This window comes from Streptomyces sp. RPA4-2, assembly GCF_012273515.2.
GTDB lineage: Bacteria > Actinomycetota > Actinomycetes > Streptomycetales > Streptomycetaceae > Streptomyces > Streptomyces kaempferi.
In genome coordinates this window covers 6,554,966-6,572,700 of the sequence record NZ_CP050975.2, presented here as the reverse complement: position 1 = coordinate 6,572,700, position 17,735 = coordinate 6,554,966, and the positions used below count along the sequence as shown (strand labels likewise).

Sequence of the window (17,735 nt, the reverse complement as noted above, 5' to 3'; positions counted from 1 at the left end):
CGGCAAGGGAATTGGTGAGCAGTGAGCCAAATCATCGTCAAGCGCCCGCCCAGGGCGCTGCCGTCGGAAGTACCCACCAACGAGGTCGTCCTGCAGCCACCGCCGGAACTTCCGCGCGGGCACCAGGACAGCGTCCTCATGCAGCTGCTGCCGACGCTCGGCATGGGCGGCTCGGTGGTCTTCTTCTTCACCAACGGGCAACCGTTCATGAAGATCATGGGCATGGTGATGATCGCGTCGACGGTGGCCATGTCCATCGCGATGGTGGTCCGCTTCCGCCGCGGCTCCCAGGGGCAGTTGGCGGACATGCGCCGCGACTACCTGAGCTATCTGTCGCAGACCCGGCGAGCCGCGCTGGACACGGCGCGGGCCCAGCGCGACGCCCAGTACTACCAGCACCCCTCCCCCGAGCAGCTGTGGGCGCTGGTCGCCGAGGGCAGCCGGGTGTGGGAACGGCGGCCGGGTGACGAGGACTTCGCCCAGGTGCGCGTCGGCCTCGGCCCGCAGTCGCTGGCGACCCCGCTGGTCTCCCCCGACACCGGGCCGGTCGACCAGCTCGAGCCGCTCACGGCGGGGGCCATGCAGCGTTTCGTGGCCACCCACAGCGTCCTGGACGCCCTGCCGATGGCGGTCTCGCTGCGCGCCTTCTACCACGTCACGGTCAGCGGCGACCCGCGGTCGGTACGCGCCTCGGCGCGCGCCCTGACCGGCTCGCTGGCCTCACTGCACTCCCCCGAGGACCTGACGATCGTGGTCGCGGCCGGGCGTGAGGAGCTGCCGCACTGGGAGTGGGCGAAGTGGCTTCCGCACGCGCAGGCGTCCGGCGCGGTGGACGGCGCGGGCAGCCGCCGGCTGATCGGCGCCGACACCCGGGAGCTGGAGGAGCTGCTGGCCACCCGGCTGACCGGGCGTCCGCGCTTCCACCCGGGCGCCACCCCGCTCCCCGACGAGCCGCACATCGTCGTCGTGCTCGACGGTCTGTCGCTGCCGCCGGACTCCGTCCTGGCCACCCCGGAGGGGCTGCAGGGGGTGACGGTCGTCGAGGTCGTCCCCGGTGAGCTCTCCGGAGCCCGCGGCGACCTCTCCATCGTCGTACAACCGCAGGCACTGCACCTGGAGTCGGGGCACGGCCTCGTCTACGAGGGCACGCCGGACGTCCTCTCGTACGAGTCCGCGGAGGCGCTGGCGCGTCAACTGGCGCCGCTGCGGATGGCCTCGGGCGGGGACGACGACGAACCGCTGCTCGCCAACCTGGAGTTCACGGATCTGCTGAGCCTCGGTGACGCCGCCTCGGTGGACACCAAGCGCACCTGGCGGCCGCGTTCGCTCGCGGAGCGGCTGCGGGTGCCGATCGGTGTCGGCGAGGACGGCCGGCCCGTGATGCTGGACCTCAAGGAGGCCGCGCAGGAGGGCATGGGTCCGCACGGGCTGTGCGTGGGCGCGACCGGTTCCGGCAAGTCGGAGCTGCTGCGCACCCTGGTACTCGGTCTCGCGGTGACGCATTCCTCCGAGACGCTGAACTTCGTCCTCGCGGACTTCAAGGGCGGTGCCACCTTCGCGGGCATGGCGCAGATGCCGCACGTCGCGGCCGTCATCACCAACCTGGCGGACGACCTGACGCTGGTCGACCGCATGGGCGACTCCATCCGCGGCGAGCTCAACCGCCGCCAGGAGATGCTGCGCGACGCGGGCAACTACGCGAACATCCACGACTACGAGAAGGCGCGCGCCGCGGGCGCCGCCCTCCAGCCGATCCCCTCACTCGTCCTGGTGATCGACGAGTTCAGCGAACTGCTCACCGCCAAGCCCGACTTCATCGAGATGTTCGTGCAGATCGGCCGCATCGGCCGCTCGCTCGGCGTGCACCTGCTGCTGGCCTCGCAGCGCCTGGAGGAGGGCCGGCTGCGCGGCCTGGAGACGTATCTCTCGTACCGCGTCGGTCTGCGGACGTTCTCCGCCGCCGAGTCCCGCGCGGCGCTGGGCGTCCCCGACGCCTACGAACTGCCGAACGTCCCCGGCTCCGGCTTCCTGAAGTTCGGCACCGACGAGATGGTGCGCTTCAAGGCGGCGTACGTCTCCGGGGTGTACCGCACCGGTCCGGCGCAGGCCGCGCTCGGCGGAACGCTGCCGGTGGACCGGCGGCCGGTGCTGTTCACGGCGGCGGAGGTGCCCGTGCAGTACGCGGCCGTGCCCCAGCAGCGCCCGGCGGCGACTCCGGAGACGGACGACGCCCTCGCCGACACCGTGCTCGACGTGATCGTGCGCCGGCTGGAGGCGCAGGGCCCGGCCGCCCACCAGGTGTGGCTGCCGCCGCTGGACAGCCCGCCGTCGCTGGACGGGCTGCTGCCGGGACTGGCCGCCGTACCGGGGCGGGGGCTCAGCCAGCCCGGCTACGAGGGGGCGGGGCGGCTCGTCGTGCCCGTCGGCCTCGTCGACAAGCCGTACGAGCAGCGCCGCGACCCGTTGTGGGTCGACTTCTCCGGCGCGGCGGGCCACATGCAGGTCATCGGCGGCCCGCAGTCGGGCAAGTCGACGCTGCTGCGCTCGCTGATCGCCTCCTTCGCCCTCACGCACACCCCGCACGAGGTGCAGTTCTACGGTCTCGACTTCGGCGGCGGTGGTCTGGCGGCCGTCGCGGGGCTCCCGCACGTCGGCGGGGTCGCCTCGCGCCTGGACCCGGAGAAGGTGCGGCGCACGGTCGCCGAGGTGTACGGCGTCATGACCCGGCGCGAGGAGTACTTCCGCTCCTCCGGGATCTCCTCGATCGCCGAGTTCCGTACGAAGCGGGCGCGCGGCGAGATCTCCGTGACCGACCAGCCGTGGGGAGACGTCTTCCTCGTCATCGACGGCTGGGGCAACTTCCGTGGCGACTACGAGGCGGCGGAGGGCGTCGTCCTGGACATCGCCGCCCGCGGTCTCGGCTACGGCATCCACCTGGTGCTGACCGCGTCCCGGTCGATGGAGGTCCGGGCGAACCTCAAGGACCACCTGATGAACCGCCTGGAGCTGCGCCTCGGTGACACCATGGACTCCGAGCTGGACCGCAAGGTGGCCGCGAACGTCCCGACCGGGGTGCCCGGCCGCGGCCAGTCCCCGCAGAAGCTGCACTTCATGGGGGCCGTCCCGCGGATCGACGGTCTGACCTCCGACACGGACCTCGCCGACGCGACGGCCGCGCTGGCGGCGGAGGTCTCCCGGCACTGGCAGGCGCCCGGCGCCCCCGAAGTCCGGCTGCTGCCGCGCGAGTTCCCGGCCGAGCAGCTGCCGCCCGGCGACAGCTTCCCGCGCCGGGGTGTCGCCTTCGCGCTCGACGAGGACAACCTCGAACCCGTCTACGTCGACTTCGAGCAGGACCCGTTCTTCCTCGTGTACGGCGAGAGCGAGTCCGGCAAGTCGAACCTGCTGCGGCTGCTGATCAAGCAGCTCACCGAACGCTATCCGGGCGACGACTGCAAGCTGATGGTCGTCGACAACCGGCGCTCGCTGCTGGACGTCACCCCGGCCACCCACCTCGCCGAGTACATCCCGATGTCCAACGCCATGGACCACCACATGGCGGCGCTGGTGGACCTGATGCAGCGCCGCACCCCCACGGCGGAGGTCACGGCGCAGCAGTTGCGGGAGCGGAGCTGGTGGCGGGGGCCGACGGTGTACGTCGTCATCGACGACTACGACCTCGTCTCCACGTCCGGCGGCAACCCGCTGGGCGGTCTGACGGAACTGCTGCCGTTCGCGCGGGACGTGGGCGTGCGGTTCATCATCGCCCGCTCCACGGCGGGCGCGGGGCGTGCCTCGTACGAGCCGTTCATGCAGCGGATGAAGGAGCTGGGCGCGCAGGGTGTGGTGCTCGCCGGTGATCCGGGCGAGGGCGACATCCTCGGCGGGGTGCGGCCCCGGCCGATGCCCGCGGGGCGGGGCGTCTTCGTGTCACGCCGGCGGGGGAAGCCGTTGGTGCAGACGGGGTTGGTGCCTGAGGGGACGTACTGACCGGCGGGTGCTGACCGGGCACGGGGTGACGGGACGGCGGCGAGGCGGACGGCGGCGAGGTGGGCGGGGTGAGCCGCTCTCCTCGCCGCTCGTGCACGGAGCCGGAGCCTCGCCGCGGCGGGGCTCCGGCGGTGGTGCGCCGGTGGTACGGACCGGGGTGGGCACCTCCCGTGCGTGCCCACCCCGGTCGTCCGTGCCGTCGGGTCCTACTGGAAGTAGCTGGCTCCCTTGAGGTCGCCGCCCCGGTAGTCACCGCCGGCCTGGTGGACCTTCTGCGAGATGGACAGCAGCGCCTGGTGCACGGCGGTGGCGTGGTTGTCCCACTCCTTCGACTGCGCCTGAAACGCGTCGTAGGCCTCGCCGCCCCAGCCTTCCGCCGCGTCGAGAACGGCCTGCTTGAGCGCCCCGAGGTCTTCCTCGAGCTTCTTGGCCTGGTTGCCGAGTTCCGTGGTGAGCGCGTCCAGGGTGCCGTACTTGACGGCGAGGTCCTGGTAGTGGACGCCGGACATGTTTCCTCATCTCCTTGACGATTTCGGACGGACCTCGCGGTCCGGGGAACGGTGCGGCTCGGCGCGGTCAGTAGCTGTTGAGCGCCGAGGTCTTGCCGCCGAGGTCCACCTGGATGTTGGTGATCGTCGAGTGGAGTTCGTCCTCAAGCTTGATCTTGTCCGACTTGGTGAGGTGCAGGTTCTCGAGGAACCGGTCGAGCATCCGGCCGATCTGGGCCATGTTGTCGTTGATCTCGGTCTGCTTCTTGTTGAAGGCGTTGGCGCCGACACCCGTCCAGCTGGCCTCGATCATGTCGATCGTCCCCTGGAGGGCGGCGAGTTGCTTCTTGATGGACTCGTACCGGTCCAGGACGTTCGTCTGGAGTTTCTGTACCCGGTCGTCGTCGAACTTGCGGCCGTCGGCCATGTCCGCACTCCCTTTCGTGGGTTGTGGTTCGTCTTTCTTGGACACACGTCACGAGGGTCCGGACGTGCGGGGGTGGTCAAGCGCGGCGCCGTGAACGGAGCACCGCGAAGGCGCCGCCCGCGATCACCAGCACGGCCGCGACGCCCGCGAGAACCACCCACAGGGTGTCCCCGCCGGACGACTCCGCGCTTGATCCTGCCGCCGAAGTCCGGTTGCCAGTATTGGTTTTCGGGGGGTGTGACGCAGTTGATGCGGTGGCGGAGGGGGAGGCGTCGGTCACGCCGGTCTCGTTCTCGTAGCTGAGCGGGTCGGTCTTGGCCGGGCCGGGGTCGATGCCGGTGTTCTCCAGCACCTTGCGGGGCCGGATGAGGCCGTATCCGAGGTAGTTGCTCGGGTTGTTCTTCGGCCAGTCGCGTCCCGCGGTGTCTATGAGACTCCCGAGGACCTGGTTGGCCGTCCACTCGGGGTGGGCGGACCAGACGAGGGCGGCGGAGGCGGAGGTGATGGCGGTGGCCATACTCGTTCCCTCGCCGGGGCAGTACGACTTGAACGTCGCGTCGCACCAAGTGGCCACGCCAAGACCCGGAGCCGCCAAGTCGACGTAGTTGCCGTGCTCCGAGAACTTCCCGACCTTCCCCGTCTTGTCCGCGGCGGCGACTCCGACGACGAAGGGATACGCGGCCGGATAGCCGATGGAGTTCTTCTTCTCCGCCTCGTTGCCGACGCTGGCGAACATCAACTTGCCCTTCGAGCGGGCGTACTTGATCGCCGCCTCCACGTCCGGATCGAAGTAGGGAGTGCCGAATGACATGCTGATGATCTTCGCGTCGGTATCGGCGGCGGCCCGGATCACCTTTGCCGTGCTCGGGGTGTTCCTCTTCTCGACCGGATCCTTCAGACCGTCCAACGCGATCCGGTAAGGGACGATCTTCGCTCCGGGTGCGAGGCCTTTCAGGCCGCCCCCGGCGCCCGTACCGGCGATCAGTTCCGCCATGGTGGTCCCGTGGCCGACGAAGTCCTGGGTCACGTGGTAGGAAACGGCTTTCGGCACCTCGTCGACCAGCACCTGCCCCTTCAGGGAAGAGGTCCCGGCGTTGACACCCGAGTCGACGACGGCCACCTTCACGCCCTTGCCCGTGCTCACCTTCCACATTTCGTCGGCCTTCATCGCCGTCAGGTACCACTGCTGCGACCGGACATCGTCGGCCGCGGCGTTCGGGGCGAGGGCCGCCGACAGGACGGCCACAGCGCCGAGCGCCGAACATACGGCGGACGCCCTTCTGCCGCTTCGCCCGGCAACGGGCCCTGTCCATCCGCCGCGTCGGCTGATCCCTGACACCATGACTGTGTTCGCCCTCGCTCTATCCGGTCAGTCGCTCGCCGGCGGCAGATCGCGCCGCTCGTCCGTGCGCGCACGTGTCTCGTCCTCGGTCGATGCATCACGACGCGAGGCTCCCTTGCGCCGTGTCCGCTCGGAGTCCCGGTTGCCCACCGTGCCCCGTGCCAGGCCGGAGCCACCAGAGGTCGATCCGCCGTTCCCGGCTCCGGGGACACGCCCCTTAGGCGCACCGACCACACCGTCGGGGTTGCCGGCGGACCGACGCGGCGTCTGCCGCGCGCCGGTGCCCTTGGCCGAATCGGGGGCGCCGATCACTCCGCGCTGCGCGGGCCGTGCGGCCGCAGCGCGCGAACCGGACGTGCCCTCGCCGCCGATGACCGTGCCGCGCGGTACCCGGGAACCGGTCTTGCCCGGTGTACCGCCGGTCGTGGGCCTCCCTCCGACGACACCGCCGGTACGTCCCGCGCCCACGGGACCGGGACCGCCGACGCGCCCTGACGCCGTGCCCGCGCTCCTGGGCATCCCGCCCGTGACGCTTCGCCCCATCGGTGACCTGGCGGTCGGCGTACCCCCGCGAGCGCCCGTCTGACCGGCCGCTGCCGCACGGCCCACAGGTCCTGCGGGGCCGTTCCCGGTGCGCCCTCCAGACGTGCCACCGGGATTCACGCGTCCCTGCTGCGTGGCCGGGGCCCGGCTCACGGGCGCTCCGCCGAGCCCTGTGGAACGGCCCGTGGTACCACGGAACGTGGAAGGCACCGAGCCGGTGGCGAAGGGGGGAAGCGTCCCCGCCGGGGAGCCGCTCGGGCCCGCAGGCCCCGGCGGTACGCCGACGGCGGGCTTCACGGTCTCCTGCGGGAGCGTCCCCACACTGTCGATCTCCGTACCGACATGCTTCCGGTCGTCCGGGTACGTGACGGAGTCGTCCAGGTGGTGGGAGGACGGCGGCGTCTCGTGCGCGGGCGGGTGGTTCACCACGGTGTGCACCGAGTGGTGGTTCGCGGTCCCCGACCCGTCCGTGACCGACCGGGATACGTGCTCTGTTGTCCCTGGAGGCGTACCTCTCTCGGGGGTCCCCTCGCTCGGCTTCGGCACCCCCACCCCCGGCATCGGCTCGAACACCGGCGGCTGTTGGGCCGCCAGCGTCTCCTCCGAGACCGCGTAGAACGACGACAACCGGTTCATCTGGTTGATCGCCTCTTGGCGATGGTTCTCGGCCGTCACCGCCGCCGTGTACTCGTGGTTGCCCTCGACCCGCTTGGGTGCCGGGATGTCGGCGACCGTCTTGGGGGCGAGCCGGGCGTCGCGCGGCGGCATGGACTTGCGTACGGACGCCAGGCCCGTCGCCGCCGCGGTGATCTGCGTGCCCGCGACCTCCGCGAAGGTGGCGAGGTCACGCGCGTGGGTGACGAGGTTGCCGCCCCACGTACGGAACGCGCTGCCCGCCTCGCCGTCCCAGTCGACCCGGCCGATGTGACCGCTCAGTTCCTCGGCGGCGTCGTTGATGGCGTCCCTGGCGTCCCAGAGGGCCTTGCCCGCGGTCTCCAGGTGCTCCGGGTTCGCGGACTCGACCATGTCGACCATGGTGTTGAGCTCGTGGCCCTCGAAGTCGGTCTTGCCGAAGAAGCGGACACCGCCACCGAGGAAGGTGTGGCTGAGCATCTCGGAGACGGCGTTGGTCGCGTCGATGACGCCGACCTGCTGGTTCACGTGCTCCAGGTCGGCCTTGTGGTCCGGCTTGTTCTTCTCGTCACCCATCAGTACCCGGCCTCGGACTTGGTGTCGTCGGAGCGCTTCTCTTCGGGCTTGCCGTGCTTCGCGGCCTCGGCCGCGGCCTTCTCGCGCTGCGCCTGCTCCTGCTCATGGCGAACCTGGGTCTGGATCTCCCAGAAGCGGTGCCGGAGGTCCTCCTCGAGGTTGTCGAAGCCGACGTCCGCGCCGTGCACGGCGATGCGGAGCGCCTCGATCTGCAACCCGAGGGACTTGGAGAGCGTGGTGAGACGTTCGTGGACGCGCTCGTACTGCGTGTGCAGGCCCTTGGCCTCCCCGAAGTCGCCCTTTCCGCAGAACGACGCCTGGGAGATGGTGTGGGCGCCGACCTTCGTGGCGCTGCCGGGTGAGCCCTCGAAGTTCGAGAGCACGCCGTCCACACGCTTCTTGAAGGTCGTCAACGCCTCCATGCCACGCCTCAGGTCAGCGCCCCCGCTGCCACCCATGTCCGCAGGAAGCACGATGCTTTCCCTCCCCGTTGTCGTCGCCTGCCCGGGGATACCGCGCCCCCGAGCGTTCCTGTCTGCAACGCAACCACTCTAGTCAATTCATGTGACAGCCCCAACTGCCTTATGCAGCAGCTCTGCTACTACTGTGCGAGGCTTCACTCCTCCTTCACCATGCCCGGTGCACCACGATGATCACTCCCGCAACGCGAGGCTAGACGTGCAACGGGCCGCCGGGCATGAGTACTTCTACTCAGTCCCCGGGATCCGGTGTCCGCGTCGGCGCGCGTCCCGTATCGCCACCGCGCCCCCGGCCAGCCCCGCGACCAGCACCACCGCGCCCACCGCCACGTACGTCGCCAGACGGGCGTTGCGTTCGTCCGGGGTCTCGCCCAGTTGCAGGGCGGCGGGGGCCGGGGCCTCCGCCTTGGAGAGACCCTCCCGGGGATCGGGGGACTCCAGGGGGTGGTCGTCCTCGGTCAGGGCGCGGACCGGGTCGACGACGCCCCAGCCGACCAGCCGGTCGTGGCCGGGCACGGAGCGTTCCGCGGTCTGTTCGATCTGCGCCACGACCTCGCGCGGGGTCCAGTCCGGGTGCTTGGCCTTGATCAGGGCCGCGACCCCGGCCACGTACGGGGCCGAGAAGCTGGTGCCGTTGTCGGAGCAGTGGCCGCCCTTGGGGACGGTGGAGATCATGTCCACCCCCGGTGCGGCGACACCGACGAAGTCGCCGGACTGGGAGAAGGAGGCGCGTTCGTTGTTGCGGTCCGAGGCCGCGACGGCCAGGACGCCCGGGTAGGACGCCGGGTAAGTCTTCTTGACGTTGCCCCCCTGGCCGTCGTTGCCCGCGGAGGCGACGACCACGACGTTCGCGCGCAGCGCCTCCTTCACCGCACTTTCCAGGTCCGGCGGAGGCTCCGTCGCGTTGGAGGTGTCCTGGGAGATGTTGATGACATCGGCGCCGGCCTTGATCGCTTGGCGGATGGCGTCGGCCAGTTCCTTCGCCGTGCCGTGGCCCTCGGCGTCGTTCTGTTCGAGCGGGATGATCGTCGCCTCGGGTGCCAGGCCCACGAATCCGGTCTTCGGGGCGGGCCGGGCCGCGATGATGCCCGCGACGCGCGTGCCGTGGCCGACGGTGTCCGTCGTGCCGTTCTCCTTGCCGCGTGGGATCGGATCCCCGTTGTCGTCCTTCAGCTTCTTGGGAAGGAAGTTGCGTCCGGCGGCCGCGTCCACCGCGTGGGTGAGCTGGGGGTTCTGCACGTCCACGCCCGTGTCGATGACGGCCACGCGTACCCCCTTGCCCTTGGACTGGCTCCACAGTTCGTCCAGGAGGACGCGCTGCAGGGCCCAGGGGCGGCTCGCGTACATCTTGTTCGGGAAGGTGCACTGGTCGGTGGAGGAGTCCGCGGTCGCGGCGGGCCCGAGGGCGGCCGCGGCGGTGCAGGCGATCAGCGTCGCGGCGGCGAGGGCCGCGGCACGCGGATACTTCGCGGTGGGCGCGTACGGCATGGACCGACCCCTGTCCCTAGGAGCCCTGCGGCTGACGGGCGGCCGACGTCGACAGACGGGGGCCGGTGGACAGGAACGAGGACCACGCGACGGGGATCGGCGCCGGATCCACACCGGAGTAACCCAGGCTGATCTGGGCCAGTTCGGCCTCCTGCTCCAACTGCTTGCGGTCCTTTGCCGTGGTACCGATGCCCGCGTCGTCCGTGGCGCTGTCGTCGTTGGACTGCATCGCGTAGCGCAGGCCGGTGTCGGTCACCAGGAAGACACCGCCCGCCTTGGTCTCCTCGCCCTGGAACTGGCGGTACAGCTGACCGGAGCCGGGGGTGACGTACGCGCTGGTGGAGCCGGTCGGGAGGGGGGCCGGGAAGTCGGTGCCCGCCCAGGTGCTGAGCGTCGTCGTGCCCTTGTCCTTGTCGACGCCCCGCAGGACGTTGCAGACGGTGTTGCGGCTGCCCTGGCCGGTGCCCGCCTCGTTGACGGTCGACGGGGACTCGGCCGGCCAGTCGTAGTCGGCGGCGAACTCCCCCGAGTCCGGGGTGAAGTCGGAGATCCGGACGTCCAGCGCGTCGGTCTGGTTGAGGCTTCCCAGGTCAGGGCTGCTGAGCAGCAGCTTCTCGGTGAAGTCCGAGACGGGCACCACCTTGCCCGGTTCGACGACGTAGTACTGGTCCCGGTCGCCGTTCGGAGCCTTGAGCAGCATGCCGACCTTGTCCGCGGCGGCGGGCAGACCGCCCCCGACGCCGGCGCCGGTGCCGACGTGCCCCTCGACCTTCGGGAAGATGATCGGGTCACCCTGGTGCAGGGTCTCCAGCCACTCCTGGGACACCCGTTGGGGTTCCCGGCCGGAGCCGACGAGGGTGCGCAGCAGGAACTCGTCGTTGCTGTCCACCTTGTACGACGTACCGTGCGCGTCCACGACGTAGCGGGTCTTGTCCGGTGCGACGACGTACAGCAGATCGCCGCCGTGCAGCTTCTGCCGGCCGCCCTCGGTCCTGTCCTTGTCGCGGGAGGCGAGGACGAAGGCGGCCTTCTGGATGGACCCGCCGCCCGCGCTCGGGCGTTCGCAGACGGCCCAGCGCTTCGTGGAGCCCGCCTCCGAGGCCGCGGGCAGGCGGTCGGGCGCGTAGGGGATGCCGATCGTGACACCGCGCGGGATGGTGCCCTTGTCGAGGATCGACTCGTCGACGGTGACGACCTCGCCCTTGCCCGTCTTGAGGAGGAGCTTCGCGGACGCCATGTTGAGGACCGGGTGCAGCTGCACCTTGCCGTCCGTCCTGAGCACCACGTAGCGGGTGGTGGAGTCGCTGGCGATGATCACCTTCTCGCCGACGGTGTCCCAGCCCTGCGGGGCCGTCGGTTTGAACATCCCCCACGCCCCGAACGCGGCCAGGATGACGACCCCGACGATGGTGCCCGGCAGCACGGCGCGCAACGGGCGCGGTGCCCCTTCGTCCGAGCCGTCCGGAGACGACTGGACGAAGGACGCGAGCATGCGGCGCTTCGCGAAGGTGTAGGCGTTGAGCTGGTCCCGCCGAGATGCCATGTGTGCCTGTGTCTCCCCGTGTCTCGCCCTGCCCGCGCTCGGGGGTCCCGTCCCCCGCCCTCCGTTGTCGGACCGGCCCCCTACTATGCCTGGTAAGGGAGCGGTCCGGTGGTGCGGGTAGGGTATCGGCGCCTCAAGGGCCCTGTGTGGTGGCCTTGTTCCAGTGAGTTGTGAGGAAATCGGGGGGATGACGTGATGGCTTCCGGAGCGCGGTTCCGGTCGCGTGACCGGTCGCGGGAGCAGGACTCGTCCGCGTCCCGGCCGCAGCCGCCCGGGACACCCGACCGGTCAGGGCAACCCGGCCCGCGTACAGGCGCGTTGCACCTCAAGGTGCGCGCCGGACAGTCCGGATCGTTCCGGTTGCAACGAGTCGTCCTGCTGGAGATCGCCGCCGCCGCGCTGCTCGTCGGATGGGTCGTCTCCCCCTTCGCCCTGGTCCCGGCGGCCGTGCTCGCGGTCGTGCTGGTCCTGCTCGCCCTCGTCCGCCGCCGAGGCCGCTCGCTGCCCGAATGGCTCGCCACGGCAAGGGCGTTGGGCGTCCGGCGGCGTCGCGCCGCCGGTACGCCGATACGGCCGGGTACGGAGCCAGGCCTCGCCCCGGCCGTGGAGTGCGACCCCAGCCTGCGCACCTCCGTGTACAGCGCCCGCGACCGGCGCCCCGTCGGTGTCATCGGGGACGGCACGTTCCTGACGGCCGTCCTCCAGGTGGAGTCCGACGCGACCGCGCTGCGCGCCGAGCGGAGCCACCAGCCGCTGCCCCTGGGACTGGTGCGGGACGCGCTGGAGGTGGACGGCATCCGCCTGGAGTCGGCGCAGATCGTGCTGCACACGCAGCCGGCGCCCGCCCTGCACCTGCCCCGGCAGTCCGTGGCCGTCAGCAACTACGCGCCGTTGCAGGAGCAGACCGGGGCGCCCGCCGTGCGCATCACCTGGATCGCGCTGAAGCTCGACCCGGAGCTGTGCCCGGAGGCGGTGGCCGCGCGCGGAGGCGGACTCGTCGGCGCGCAGAAGTGCGTCGTCCGCGCCGCGGACCACCTCGCGAGCCGGCTCACGGGAGCGGGATTCCGTACGACGCTTTTGAACGAGGAGGAGCTGATCGCGGCGGTGGCGACCTCGGCGTGCGCGAACCCCCTGGTGACGGCGGAGGCGGGACGCATGGACCTGCCGGCGCGGCGGACGGAGGAGTCCAGCCGCAGTTGGCGCTGCGACAACCGCAGACACACGACGTACTGGGTGCGGCGCTGGCCCCAGTTGGGCGGATCCGGCGGTCCGTCGCTGCCCCAACTCGTCGCGCTGCTCACGGCCGTGCCCGCGCTGGCGACCACCTTCAGTCTCACCCTGCGGCGCGGGGAGCGTCAGGACGTGTCGCTGTGCGGACACCTGCGGGTGACCGGGCGCGGCGACGACGAACTGGTCGCCGCGCGCCGCTCGCTGGAGGACGCCGCGCGACGGGCCGGCACGGGACTGACCCGGCTCGACCGCGAACAGCTTCCGGGTGTGCTCGCCACGCTGCCGCTCGGGGGTGTTCGCTGATGTCCATGACCTCATCGGGAACGACCGCGTCGGGGCCGTACGGGACTTCGGGGACTCCCGGGCCCGGTCCGTCGAGTGCTCCCGACGCGCCGGGGGCCTCGGCCGCGGAGCGTCCGCGCGGCCTGCTGCGCAGCGGTTTCGGTCTCATCGGGCCACGGCACGGGCGGCACGTGCTGTCCGTGGATCAGGTGGACTCGCTTGCGTTGCCCATCGGGGACGACGGGGTCGTCATCGGGGTGGACGCCGGGGGGCAGCCCGCCGTGCTCGGGCTCAACCGGCCGACGCCGTACGACGTCGTCCTGATCGGCGGACTGTGGACCGCGCAGGTGCTCGCGCTGCGGGCGGCGGCCACCGGGGCGCGCGTCGCCGTCGAGACGGGGCGTGCGCAGGCCTGGATGCAGATGGTGCACGCCATGGGCGGCGGGCAGAACGGCATGAGTGTGCACGACGTGGGGCGGGTTCCACCGCAGGGCGCCTCGGCGGGCAACCCGGTGCTGGTGGTGCGCGACTGCGGAATGCGGCCGCCGCGCGGGCGGGTGGTGGCCGGTCCCTGGCAGTCGATTCTGACGCTGTTGCCGTATCTCAGCCCGGTGGCCCCGCGGCTGCTGCGACAGGCGCGGCTCGTCGGCGTCCAGCGGGTCTCGCCGGACGAGGCCGCGGAGATCGGGCGGGCGCTGGCGCTTCCCCGGGGCGACGTGGACTCGCTGCCGACGCTCACCGACGGCGTCACGCTGTGGTGCGCCGACCGCGACCGGCAGTACGTGATGACGCAGCCCACGGACGCCGAGACCGGATTGTTCGGTACGCCGCGAAGAATGGACTGAGCGGGCGCGACCCCAGCGGCGGTCTGGCTCAATCCCGGCCTGTTCTGCGGCACTTCCGGTCAGGAGCCGGGCGTTTCAGGCCGATTACCCCCTCTCGCAACCGACTTGTTCACCAGGATTGCCCGATTTGTTTCGTCCTATGACGCGTGCGTAAGCCGCTTCTGGGCAGGGTGTGACCAAGTGGGCCCGTGCGGAGGGGTGGACGGGCCTGCCGTCGTGGCGCCCGTGGTGATTAGGCTGGGACCGGACGCGACACCCCGCCGTCGACCGACCCGTCGGCAGACCGCCCGCGTCCCGCGGGGCCGGTCGGGCGCGTCGGACGGCGTCGGACGGCGTCCGGCCAAGAGATTCAGATGAAGAGAACGGTCGCCCCGGCTCGGTATCGAGGGTGCTTGACCACACCAGGAGGAACTGTGAACAGCGATCGGGACGGGATCCGCGGGGGCTGGGCCACACCCGGCGATGACCAGTCCGACGCGGAGTCCGCCGTCGAGGCGACGGGCGAGTTCACCATCGACTACGCGCCGCCCGCCTGGTACACGCAGAACGCGTCGGCCGGTTCGGCACAGGCGTCGCAGGCTCCGGTTCCCGGGGTGCCGGCCGCTCCGGCTCCACCGGGCCCTCAGGGGCCGCCGCTGCCGCCGGGACCGCCGGTGGCCCAGGTTCCCCCGGTGCCGCCCGCGCCGATGCCGCAGGCCGCCTGGTCGCCGCCGGTCGTACCGGCCGGCCAGGGGGGTGCCGCGGCCGGTGACATCGAGAGCGGCGCGACCATGCGTATCTCCGCCGCCGCGCTCAAGCGCGAGTTCGCGGAGCGTTCCGCGGGAGAGCACGTCACCGAGGCCGGCGGTCCGGTCGCGGACGGGGCGAGCGGTGACGTCGCGGCCGTCCCCGAGGAGGAGCCGGCCGGTGCCGGGCCGGACGGCGGTGCCGCGGCCGGCGGTGACTTCGAGTTGAGCGCTCCGGCGCCGCAGGGCGCTGTGCCGGGTGCGGAGCCGGGGTCGGAGGCAGAGTCGGCCGAGGCTTCCGGCGCGTCCGCGGTGGGCGAGGACGCTCCCTCGCGACCGGAGAGCACGGACGCCGACGTGAGCGGGCAGGACAGCACCGGGAGCGGCGGCTCCACGAGCGCCGGCACCGGTGCCGGTCCCGATGCCGTGGAGCCCGTCGGGGCGCAGGGGCAGGAGCCCGCGGACGCCCAGGCCGACGTGACGGACCGAGCCGCCGACACGGACGGCCCGGACGCGGACGGCACCACGAACACCGCCACCGACGTCGGCGATGACGGTGGCGACGACGATGCGGAGGCCGGGCGGCTCGATGCCGTCGCCTCCCCGGAAGTGCCGTCGCAGCACGCCGGAGACCAGGACACCGGACCGCGGGACGGCATGGTCGAGGGTGCCGACCCGTCGGACACCCCGCACGGGAGCCCGGCACCGGACGCCGGAGTGGACGTACCCGTGGACGCGCCCGAAGCGGCGCCCGCCTGGACTCCCCCGCCGCTGGCGCAGGGCGCGCTGCCGCCGCTGCCGCCCGCCTATCAGCCCGCCGCCCCGGCGCCGGCCGCGCAGTGGCCCTCGCCCGGGCCGGTGGCACCACCCGCGCCCGAGATCCCGCAGCAGCCGCAGCCGTCGGCCGCGCAGGGGCCCACGCAGCCTCCTGTACCGCCCCACCCCGCCGTCACCGGGGCGCAGCCGCCCGCGCCGCCCCGTCAGCCCGAGTTCCAGCCCCAGCACGCCCAGGTCCAGCCGCACCAGCCGCCGGCCCAGCCGCAACCGCCGTTCCAGCCGCCGACCGCGCAGCCCGCGCCCCCGGCGCGGGACCCGCAGGCCGCACCGCCCGCGCCGGGCCCGGTACCGACGACGCCCGCCCCGGCCCCGCAGCGGGACGGCTACGGCTTCCCGCAGCAGGGACCCCCGTCCCGCCCGCGCCCGCACCGCAGGCGGCGTACGGCTTCCCCAGCCGGGCGCCCCGGTCCCCGGCCGCCCGCCCCACAGGACGGCTACGGCTTCCCTCAGCCCGGCGTTCCGGCTCCCCCGCGCCCAACCCCCCGGCCCCACCCACGGGTTATGGCTTCCCGCAGCAGGGCCCGCCGGTCCCGCCCGCGCCGCAGGACGGCTACGGCTTCCCGCAACCCGGAGTTCCGGCTCCCGCCGTACCCAACCCCCCGGCCCCACCGACCGGTTACGGATTCCCGCAGCAGGGTGCCCCGGCTCCCCAGCCGCCCGTACCCGGGGCGGCTTACTCGGATGCCCCCGCGCCGCAGGCCCTGGGCCCGCAGTAAGCCTACGGCTTCCCCCCGCACGCCCAGCCGCCCGCGCAGCCACAGCCGCACATCCCCGCGCAGTACCAGCCGCACCCGGGCCTGCCGCCCGAGGCCCCGCACCCCTCCGAGCACGAGCAGCCGCCTCAGCAGCCGCACCCGCAGCAGCCTCCCCAGCAGAGCCCCGTGGATCCCCGCAGCGGGACCGCCTGGCCGCAGCCCGTCCGGCACGACCAGCGGCAGCCCACCAACCCCTCCGCCGCGCCTCTCGGGTACACCGCCGCGGTGGAGCTGTCCTCCGACCGTCTGCTCAACAACAAGAAGCAGAAGGCCAAGAGCGGGCGCCCCGGCGGCAGTTCCTCCCGGTTCAAGCTGGGCGGCAAGAAGGAGGAGGCCGAGCGGCAGCGGAAGCTGGAGCTGATCCGGACGCCGGTGCTGTCGTGCTACCGGATCGCGGTCATCAGCCTCAAGGGCGGTGTCGGTAAGACGACCACCACCACCGCCCTCGGCTCCACGCTCGCCACCGAGCGGCAGGACAAGATCCTCGCGATCGACGCCAACCCGGACGCGGGAACGCTCGGGCGGCGGGTACGGCGGGAGACCGGGGCCACCATCCGCGACCTCGTGCAGGCGATCCCGTACCTCAACTCGTACATGGACATCCGGCGGTTCACCTCCCAGGCCTCGTCCGGGCTCGAGATCATCGCCAACGACGTCGACCCGGCCGTCTCCACGGCCTTCAACGACGAGGACTACCGGCGCGCGATAGATGTGCTGGGCAAGCAGTATCCGATCATCCTGACCGACTCCGGCACGGGTCTGCTCTACAGCGCCATGCGCGGGGTGCTCGACCTCGCCGACCAGCTCATCATCATCTCCACGCCGTCGGTCGACGGTGCGAGCAGCGCGAGCACGACGCTGGACTGGCTGTCGGCGCACGGGTACGCGGATCTGGTCTCGCGCTCCCTCACCGTCATCTCCGGGGTGCGCGAGACCGGCAAGATGATCAAGGTGGAGGACATTGTCAGCCACTTCGAGACGCGTTGCCGCGGTGTCGTGGTGGTGCCGTTCGACGAGCATCTGGCCGCGGGCGCCGAGGTCGACCTCGACATGATGCGGCCCAAGGTGCGGGAGGCGTACTTCAACCTCTCCGCGATGGTCGCCGAGGACATCGTGCGTCACCAGCAGTCGCACGGCCTGTGGACGAACGACGGCAACCCGCCACCGGTGGCCGCCCCGCCGATGCCGCGGCAGGCGCAGTACTCGTACCCGCTGGACGTACCCGTACCGGGTGGTCAGGGCGCCCCCGGCCAGCCGGTTCCCGGCCCGCCGCCGTCCGGACAGCCGGTTCCCGGCGGGCCCCACCCGTACCAGCAGGGCGGCCCCTACCCGCAGCAGCCCGGCCCGCCCCTCCCTCCGCCGCAGCCGGGACAGGCGTACCCGCCGCCCCCGCCCCCGCAGCCGCAGCCGCAGCCGGGTCAGTCCGACGCGGGCCGTCCCTTCGAGGACGGTCAGGCCTATCCGCCCCACCAGGGCCACACGCCGCCCCCGCCGCCTCCCGCGTCCCCTCAGCAGTAGTCGGGGACCATCACCCGAACGGCCCCTTCCGAGGGGC

General features: G+C 72.0%; 10 protein-coding genes and 1 pseudogene. 4 read left to right on the top strand and 7 right to left on the bottom strand.

All coding sequences use genetic code 11. From position 1 onward, the window contains the following. Positions 1-21: 21 nt before the first annotated feature. A complete protein-coding gene (gene eccCa, locus HEP85_RS28850) occupies positions 22-3,987 on the top strand; it encodes a type VII secretion protein EccCa (RefSeq protein WP_369657882.1) in 3,966 nt (1,321 codons plus the stop codon). Between the two features lie 206 nt (positions 3,988-4,193). On the opposite strand, the gene HEP85_RS28845 is transcribed toward eccCa, so the two are convergent. The 7 genes from HEP85_RS28845 to eccB form a co-directional block, all read right to left on the bottom strand. Further along, on the bottom strand, positions 4,194-4,496 hold the full coding sequence (locus tag HEP85_RS28845) for a WXG100 family type VII secretion target (protein WP_148010778.1): 303 nt from the start codon (positions 4,494-4,496) through the stop codon (positions 4,194-4,196). 67 nt (positions 4,497-4,563) lie between these two features. After that, positions 4,564-4,902 (bottom strand): WXG100 family type VII secretion target, encoded by a 339-nt coding sequence (locus HEP85_RS28840; RefSeq protein WP_168530503.1) that lies wholly within the window; start codon positions 4,900-4,902, stop codon positions 4,564-4,566. Between the two features lie 76 nt (positions 4,903-4,978). Continuing rightward, entirely contained in the window at positions 4,979-6,148 is a 1,170-nt protein-coding gene (locus HEP85_RS28835; protein ID WP_248002108.1) for a S8 family serine peptidase, read from the bottom strand. A 123-nt stretch (positions 6,149-6,271) separates the two neighbouring features. Continuing rightward, complete coding sequence (locus HEP85_RS28830; protein WP_369657881.1) at positions 6,272-7,996, bottom strand: hypothetical protein; 1,725 nt, start codon at positions 7,994-7,996, stop codon at positions 6,272-6,274. After that, positions 7,996-8,469, bottom strand: coding sequence for a hypothetical protein (locus HEP85_RS28825; RefSeq protein ID WP_329290850.1), 474 nt, complete (start codon positions 8,467-8,469; stop codon positions 7,996-7,998). The genes HEP85_RS28830 and HEP85_RS28825 overlap by 1 nt, the downstream gene beginning before the upstream one ends. Positions 8,470-8,703: 234 nt before the next feature. Beyond that, a complete protein-coding gene (gene mycP, locus HEP85_RS28820; RefSeq protein ID WP_168530499.1) occupies positions 8,704-9,963 on the bottom strand; it encodes a type VII secretion-associated serine protease mycosin in 1,260 nt (419 codons plus the stop codon). A 16-nt stretch (positions 9,964-9,979) separates the two neighbouring features. Continuing rightward, positions 9,980-11,506 carry a type VII secretion protein EccB gene (eccB, locus tag HEP85_RS28815; protein WP_168530498.1) on the bottom strand — a complete coding sequence of 509 codons (1,527 nt, stop codon included), beginning with the start codon at positions 11,504-11,506 and terminating at the stop codon, positions 9,980-9,982. Between the two features lie 195 nt (positions 11,507-11,701). Between eccB and eccE the strand changes: the two genes are divergently transcribed. The 3 genes and pseudogenes from eccE to HEP85_RS28800 all read left to right on the top strand — a co-directional run bounded on the left by eccE (position 11,702) and on the right by HEP85_RS28800 (position 17,698). Further along, positions 11,702-13,039, top strand: coding sequence for a type VII secretion protein EccE (gene eccE / locus HEP85_RS28810; RefSeq protein WP_168530497.1), 1,338 nt, complete (start codon positions 11,702-11,704; stop codon positions 13,037-13,039). A gap of 5 nt (positions 13,040-13,044) precedes the next feature. Beyond that, entirely contained in the window at positions 13,045-13,863 is an 819-nt protein-coding gene (locus HEP85_RS28805; RefSeq protein ID WP_248002107.1) for a hypothetical protein, read from the top strand. Between the two features lie 413 nt (positions 13,864-14,276). Continuing rightward, a pseudogene (locus HEP85_RS28800) lies at positions 14,277-17,698 on the top strand (SCO5717 family growth-regulating ATPase). Positions 17,699-17,735 lie beyond the last annotated feature (37 nt).